Source organism: Photobacterium sp. OFAV2-7 (genome assembly GCF_022347985.1).
Taxonomy (GTDB): domain Bacteria; phylum Pseudomonadota; class Gammaproteobacteria; order Enterobacterales; family Vibrionaceae; genus Photobacterium.
The window spans coordinates 1-5,409 of record NZ_JAKRFQ010000303.1 but is presented as its reverse complement, the minus strand read 5'-3'; the positions used below and the strand labels follow the sequence as shown (position 1 = coordinate 5,409).

Annotated in this window: 5 protein-coding genes and 2 pseudogenes; 3 read left to right on the top strand and 4 right to left on the bottom strand. The window is 47.8% G+C overall.

From position 1 onward, the window contains the following. A pseudogene (locus tag MHN01_RS15260) lies at window positions 1-379 on the top strand (hypothetical protein); the annotation flags it as partial. A gap of 793 nt (window positions 380-1,172) precedes the next feature. Here the strand turns inward: MHN01_RS15260 and MHN01_RS24690 are convergent. The 4 genes and pseudogenes from MHN01_RS24690 to MHN01_RS15245 all read right to left on the bottom strand — a co-directional run. Then, window positions 1,173-1,349 (bottom strand): annotated as a pseudogene (locus MHN01_RS24690) (transposase); the annotation flags it as partial. 320 nt (window positions 1,350-1,669) lie between these two features. Beyond that, a complete protein-coding gene (locus MHN01_RS15255; protein WP_239412129.1) occupies window positions 1,670-1,984 on the bottom strand; it encodes a heavy metal-binding domain-containing protein in 315 nt (104 codons plus the stop codon). Window positions 1,985-2,052: 68 nt separating this feature from the next. Then, a complete protein-coding gene (locus MHN01_RS15250) occupies window positions 2,053-3,036 on the bottom strand; it encodes a Gfo/Idh/MocA family protein (RefSeq protein ID WP_239412128.1) in 984 nt (327 codons plus the stop codon). 48 nt (window positions 3,037-3,084) lie between these two features. Next, window positions 3,085-3,798, bottom strand: coding sequence for a dienelactone hydrolase family protein (locus tag MHN01_RS15245; RefSeq protein WP_239412130.1), 714 nt, complete (start codon window positions 3,796-3,798; stop codon window positions 3,085-3,087). A 227-nt stretch (window positions 3,799-4,025) separates the two neighbouring features. Between MHN01_RS15245 and MHN01_RS15240 the strand changes: the two genes are divergently transcribed. Further along, window positions 4,026-4,997, top strand: coding sequence for a glycosyl transferase family protein (locus tag MHN01_RS15240; RefSeq protein ID WP_239412127.1), 972 nt, complete (start codon window positions 4,026-4,028; stop codon window positions 4,995-4,997). Window positions 4,998-5,183: 186 nt separating this feature from the next. Then, on the top strand, window positions 5,184-5,409 hold a 226-nt coding region (locus tag MHN01_RS15235; protein ID WP_239412126.1), incomplete at its 3' end, for a beta-ketoacyl synthase chain length factor.

The window sequence follows — 5,409 nt, the reverse complement described above, 5'->3', positions numbered from 1 at the left end:
GGATTCAAATAATCGTTTCTTTATAATTGCTCATGATGCCGATGTTTATACGATTGAACATGAACTTGGTCATTTAGCCTGGGCTCAACATGAAGACAGAACATGGTTTTCTAATTTAGAAAAATATCTTAAGAAATACGCTTCAGAAAAAAATCAGCACATGCTTAAACCCTATGCTCGTGGTTATACATGCTCCGGTAAAGGGACAATAATGAATCGTGATTATGAAGTGCTACCTATTTACTCAAGTCCTGATATTTACTATCAAGGTAAAGCTTGTGGAGATGCAAGAAGGGCTGATAATGCAACTGTGATGCGAAACTACGCTCGTGAACTTAAGAAAAAAATGGCTAAATCAGCTAAAATATTGTTACAATAATAACAACTATAAATATATAAGTTTTGTAGTATAAAAGTGTATCAACTTCACCAAAAGCACTCGATAGCATGGACAAATATGGCTTACGTATAGTATTTATGACAGCTTAATCATGGTGTTCACATGTTGAAACAAGATAGAGATGCCAAATTATTAGTTTACCTGTGTCTTGATGTGACTTTATATTATACGTATTAGTCAAGTATATAGATGAAGATATAATGATAGGTTCTTAGGGTTAATTACTTCTGGTAGTGAGTAGGCTTTGTTAATCAAATCCTCAAATAGGCAGATCAAACCATGTTGAGTTTCAGGCATACCTTGGCCTCTTAATATCAAGTTTAAAGTGCAACAATTCAAGGTAATATCCAATAAAACATTCATCTTGTGTTTTAAAGCCCAGTCGCTTGTATCTCGACATGGCTGTATCGGATATCAATCTATCATTATAGCCGCTAATCTTATTCCAGTGTTCGTTATTACCTATTTCCATGGATGTGCTGGTTTGCTACTGCACAGTTTCTCGGATGGCCTTGCTCCCAATAGACATACTGGCTAGGGGAGAAGTAAGTGGATATGCCTTTTTTCATTTGCTCGCTCAGCCTAGTGCCATAAGCTCCGTCACCTGATATTGCTCTAATTTTTCGATATATCTTGGTCAACAATGTAGACACCACTTCACCCCCCATAAAAGTAAACAAAGAAAGCTCTGAACAAACTATTTAGTGAGTATCAGCATCAACAGTGAAGCGGAATTTCCGCTAAACACGGCGTCGCTCTTTACCGTTATTTTTCATTTTAACTCATCTTCACCAAACACTATTAAACCAGTGGCATCAATGGCAAGGTTACGAATTTCACAGAGTGCAGGCATCTTGATGGAGACATCAACAGTTTTGGCTCGTTTACTAGTACTGGTGTAATGAGGGCAAGTGATCATCCGAGAAAACACTGAGTTCATAAAGCCTTGGACGGCACGAAGCTACAAGTTAAAAACTTGCCATGCCATTAGCGCTGTATTGATAGCGGTGTCCGAATAGAGGTTGGTGCAACCTCTATTACTATGATGCTCTGAGCCACGATTAATCAATGCTTAGTTGCAATCTTTCTAGTTGCTTGTTCAATAAACGACTTGTTCCATGGAAACAGCCTGCTAGAGATAGCTCTTCGATCAGATCATCGATCACAGAAAGTGTTCACTCTGATTTGTTCAACAAAGCCCATTAAAAGGACACGCTATAATTTTTTGAACGCTTTATGCTTTCAGCAACAACAATAAACAGTATCACACTACTTCAACTTAACTGCAGTGCCATAAACCAATATTTCGGACGCGCCCTGCATAATCGCGCTGGTTGTAAAGCGCATATTCACGATGGCATCGGCACCCATGGCTTCGGCTTCCCCGATTGCCCTGCTCAATGCCTGTTCGCGCGCTTCGGTAAGCATCTCGGTGTAGCCGCGGATCTCGCCGCCGAAGATGGTTTTGAAACCCGCCATGATGTCACGACCGACATGCTTGGACTGGACCACGTTCCCAGAAACGGTACCTAGAACTTCCTTAATCTCTCGATGGGCGATATCCGGTGTAGTAACGCACAGCATAAATCCATTCCTTTTAATAAAAACAGTGTTAAATTTTTTGACTAGCCGCAAACAGAAAGGTTCAGCCCTTATCGGCCCAGGATCTGTTCCATCACCCAACTCGTATGGGCTGCGGTCTTACCTGTTGACGGGTGGCGAGCCTGCTCTCGCAAATCCCTCCCGATGGCTGCCACATGGTATTGCTGAATATGTTTTGGGTTGTCGATAAACCGGCTCTTCTCACCATCATGATTGGCCAGACACACGGGCGCTTCGTCGAAGACAGAAAAAGTCAGTTTGCCCTGGCTGCCAATGATCTCTACCCGATCTTCCCGCTTCGCCGAACCAAAGTTCCAGCTTCCCGAGCCCGTGATGCCATTTTGATGTACCCAGCAGCCTGTTACAGCATCACTGGCGGAATACAGCCCTTGCTGATTGACGGCAAATCCGGATGCGTGTTGTACCTCTCCCAGCAGATAGATCAGGAGATCAAGCCCGTGGCTGGCCAGATCATCGAAATAACCCCCGGCAGCAATAGTGGCATCAGTTCGCCAGTTATAGTCTTCGGATAAATCAAGAGGGTTGGCCGGCTTGCTCAGGTGCCAGCTGACATGGCGGATATCCCCGATTTTCCCGGCCTCTAGCCATGCCTTCACTTGCTGAAAGCGCGGCAGGGAACGACGATAATAAGCCACAAACAAGGGAAGCTGTTGCTGCTCAAAAGCGGTAACAATGGCCTGGCAATCCTCGTAACTCGGTGCCAACGGCTTTTCGATACAGCACGGCTTGCCTACCGCGGCAACCTTCTGGGCATAGTACCGATGGCTGTCCGGTGGAGTGGCAATATACACCGCATCGACCTCGTTATCGGCGATAAGCTGCTCGGCGTCTGTGTAGTATTTTTTTACACCATGGCGCGCGGCGTAGTCCCGGGCCTTTACTTCATCACGGCGCATAACAGCAACCAGCTCGAACCCTTCGGCTTGCTGATAGGCCGGGCCACTTTTTACCTCGGTCACGTTACCGCAGCCAATGATCCCCCAACGTATCGTTTTGTCTTGGTACTTGTTCATCTTACGCTCCTTCTATGACATACAGCATGCAGAACAAATACCTATAAATCAATCAATTACTGCATCAAGATAGGTCAGAAAACGCTGCCACGACTTATAATCGGCCTTCTCGCGGTAATTATCCGAGCCATAGACGGTGAACGCATGGGGTGCGCCACTATAGACAATCATCTCATTATCAAGCGAGGTCTTTTCCAGCTCCTGGGACAACGCAGCAAAATCACTCATCGGAATGGCCTGATCGGCTCCACCATGCATGATCAGCAGGCTGCCTTTGGTGTTCGAGTAATCCTGCCCCTTGGGCGTTTTCAATCCTCCGTGAAAGGTAACGAACCCTTTCATCTCGGCACCAGAGCGGGCCATTTCCAGCACGGCAGCTCCGCCAAAACAGTAGCCCATGGCGACGGCATTATCAGTATTGCCCCCCAACGAATCGGCCATTGTCATGGCACCAATGAGTAATTCCCGCATTTTATTCCTGTCTTTATACAGTTCACCGGTATGTTGACGCTTATCCTCAACCCTGGTCGGCCTCACCCCGGCACCAAACAAATCGGCGGCAAATACCGCATAGCCTTCCTCGGCCAGCATTTGAGCCCGCTTGACCTCGTAATCTGTCAGGCCGTCCCAATCATGTATCAGCAGCACCAGAGGGGCCTTGGCATCAGGTGAAATATAATACCCTTCGTAATCATCGCCATTGACCTTGTAGCTAACGGCACGCCCTTCCGCCCAGGCAGGAAGAGAAAACAACAAGGTCATCACTATTGTCACAAGTTTGAGATTCATCGGCTCACCTTCTGTCAGTCTTAAATTCAGCACAGTTCTTTCAGTGTAGATGATTGGCAGCAGACGAAATGAAGTTGCCGAGGCGGATATCCCCCCCACTCACTTTAGATAGAACTTACTGATATCACTTTCAAAACCTGCACCTTGGCGGTGTTTGGGTATACTATTATTCGAATAACTCAAAAAAATCAGGGATTGAAATGCCAGCCTTTTCAGAATTTATCAAACATGTCGGTCGCGGTGAGAAGGGCCGTCGGCCGCTCACCCAGGAAGAAGCGCGCGAAGCGCTGTCTATGTACATTGACGGGAAAGCAGATCTGCTGCAGCTGGCCGTTTTGCTGATGCTGCAACGTGTTCGTTGTGAAACCGGCGAAGAAGCCGCCGGCTATATTCAGGCGCTACGTGAACATATCGATGACGACTGGCAAGATCTCGATATCGACCTCGACTGGCCGTGTTTTGCCGGTAAACGACGCCAGCCGCCATGGCTGCTACTGGCAGCCAAACTGCTGGCTCAAAACGGTGTCCGGGTGTTGTTGCACGGCCACGCCTCAGTCGACGCGATTAAATACCAGATAGAATCAGCCTGCCCGGCCTTAGGGATCCGTCAAGCCAATACCCCCGAAGAAGCCAAAGTCATCCTTGCCCACGATGATATCTGCTATGTCCCGCTGTCGGCCTATTGCGAGCCACTGGTCGATCTCCTGGCGCTACGAAACAAAGTTGGCCTGCGAACCCCGCTCAATACGGTGGCCCGCGCCCTGAACCCATCAGCAGCAACCTTTGCTATTCACGGTATTTTTCATCAGGGTTATGAAAAGCTCCATGCCCAGGCAGCAGCCTTGGTTGGCGATGCCAATATGGTGGCCTTCAAAGGTGAGGGCGGAGAGAGCGAGCGCAGCCCTCGTACTGCCTGCCGGATAGCCGGTGTCTCAAGTGGACAGATTTACGAAGAGGAATGGCCGACATTTCTTGAAGGCGCCTCGGGCAAACACGGGGAAATCAGCGGCGAGTACCTGCAGAAAGTCTGGAGTGGCGAGGTGGAGAACAACTACGGAACCCATGCCGTCGTATCTACCATGGCCATTGTGCTAAAAATGATGCAGGTCTGCCCTAATCAGCAATCTGCCCTCATTCAGGCACAACAATGGTGGGATACCCGCCACCAATAATTTGCCTTTCTATTACCCGCCCTACCTTTAGCAAGAATAGGGCGGGTTCACTTTATTCCACGTAAAATGTCAAACAAATCAACAAACAAACAGTGAGGTGACTCATAATATAACCAGCATCACTGGGAACGCCCCTATATCATATGCAACTATAGCCATAATTTTATAACCAACGGCTATATTGTCATGAACACCATCTCTTTTAAGCTAATTGACTGGGAAGCTCTATCGCCCGGTCTGACCGATCTCGATAAGTGGAAAACCTGGGCCGAACTTGATATGACCTGGCCTGAAGATCCGCCCGCTGCCCCGGCCAATCTGATCCCGCCAATGATGCGCCGCCGCACCAGCAGCCTGGGCAAGCTGGCATTGCAAACAGCTCTCAGCCTTACCCAGGACAAGGACATCGACT

Coding starts and splice junctions, on each gene's coding strand:
- MHN01_RS15250 (WP_239412128.1), bottom strand. CDS start 3,036: ATGAACAAGTACCAAGACAAAACGATACGTTGGGGGATCATTGGCTGC.
- MHN01_RS15245 (WP_239412130.1), bottom strand. CDS start 3,798: ATGACCTTGTTGTTTTCTCTTCCTGCCTGGGCGGAAGGGCGTGCCGTT.
- MHN01_RS15240 (WP_239412127.1), top strand. CDS start 4,026: ATGCCAGCCTTTTCAGAATTTATCAAACATGTCGGTCGCGGTGAGAAG.
- MHN01_RS15255 (WP_239412129.1), bottom strand. CDS start 1,984: ATGCTGTGCGTTACTACACCGGATATCGCCCATCGAGAGATTAAGGAA.